This window comes from Moorena sp. SIO3I6 (assembly GCF_010672095.1).
Window position 1 is genome coordinate 1 of sequence record NZ_JAAHHU010001601.1, and the last position, 1141, is coordinate 1141.

Genomic DNA, 1141 nt, shown 5'->3' on the forward strand with positions numbered 1-1141 from the left:
AATTAAGAATTAAGAATTAAGAATGTAGAATTAAGAATTAAGAATTAAGAATTGGAAATTATACATTCTGCATTATAAGAGATAACCTTAAACCTCCCAACCTTGGCCAAAAGGCCACGCTACGCGAACAACATCCCAACTTTCAACCTTCAATATCCTAACCTTCAACATACTAACCTTAAACCTTGGCCAAAAGGCCACGCTACGCGAACAACATCCCAACCTTGGCCAAAAATAAACGCTACGCGAACAACCTTCCAAGCTTCTACATTCTTAATTCTACATTCTTAATTCTACATTCTTAATTCTACATTCTTAATTCTGTATTCTTAATTCTGCATTCAACCTCCCAACTTTCAACCCCAAAAAAATAGCCGCAGAAATACTTTCCACGGCTAGAAGTTATCTTTATGACTCAACTTTGTAAACCAAACCAGACATCATCCGATTTAATCAGACCGTAAGCTTAAGCGCTACGCGAACAGTTATCAGCTATTACATTCAGCTATTAGCTATTACCCAAAGGCCAAGGGCTGACCGCTGACCGCTGTTCGCGTAGCGTGGCCAAAGGCATTCCGCTGACCACTGATATCAGACCTGATTTTTTTGCCAGGGGGGTAAAACCCCCTGTCAATTAGTTTAACCGATAATTAAATACTTCGTCATCATAGTGATGAATTCCCCCGGGATTCCAGTGGGCTGAAGGGGGCTCCACTCCGAGATTTCCGCGTAACGCAGTGCATAAAGGGCATACATGGTATTGAGTATTGCCTTACGTGACCCTTTCAAAATGTGCTTAACGGGGTATTTTTTTTGGGGAGGTTCCTGAGGAGTATTATCGGGAGTAGTCTCTTCAGTATTGTTGTTTTCGTTTGGTACAAAGTCTTCATTCATAATTAAACTCGTCCTTGATATTTATAAATATAATCATAACGATTGTAAATTTAGTTGTCAAGGAATTTTAGATTTTTTTCTGAGGGGGTATTGAAGGAAAATGTACGGAAAAGGAATTAAGAATTAAGAATTGGGAATCGGGAATCGGGAATCGGGAATCGGGAATCGGGAATCGGGAATTGGGAATCGGGAATCGGGAATCGGGAATCGGGAATCGGGAATCGGGAATCGGGAATCGGGAATAGGG

At 40.8% G+C, this 1141-nt stretch carries 3 protein-coding genes; 1 reads left to right on the forward strand and 2 read right to left on the reverse strand.

What is annotated here, in order from left to right:
* The first annotated feature begins 102 nt into the window (after nucleotides 1–102).
* Complete coding sequence (locus tag F6K49_RS51545) at nucleotides 103–291, forward strand: hypothetical protein (RefSeq protein ID WP_293110735.1); 189 nt, start codon at nucleotides 103–105, stop codon at nucleotides 289–291.
* 217 nt (nucleotides 292–508) lie between these two features.
* Here the strand turns inward: F6K49_RS51545 and F6K49_RS51550 are convergent, their stop codons facing one another.
* Nucleotides 509–634 carry a hypothetical protein gene (locus tag F6K49_RS51550; RefSeq protein ID WP_293110737.1) on the reverse strand — a complete coding sequence of 42 codons (126 nt, stop codon included), beginning with the start codon at nucleotides 632–634 and terminating at the stop codon, nucleotides 509–511.
* A 5-nt stretch (nucleotides 635–639) separates the two neighbouring features.
* Nucleotides 640–894, reverse strand: coding sequence for a hypothetical protein (locus F6K49_RS51555; protein ID WP_293110739.1), 255 nt, complete (start codon nucleotides 892–894; stop codon nucleotides 640–642).
* Nucleotides 895–1141 lie beyond the last annotated feature (247 nt).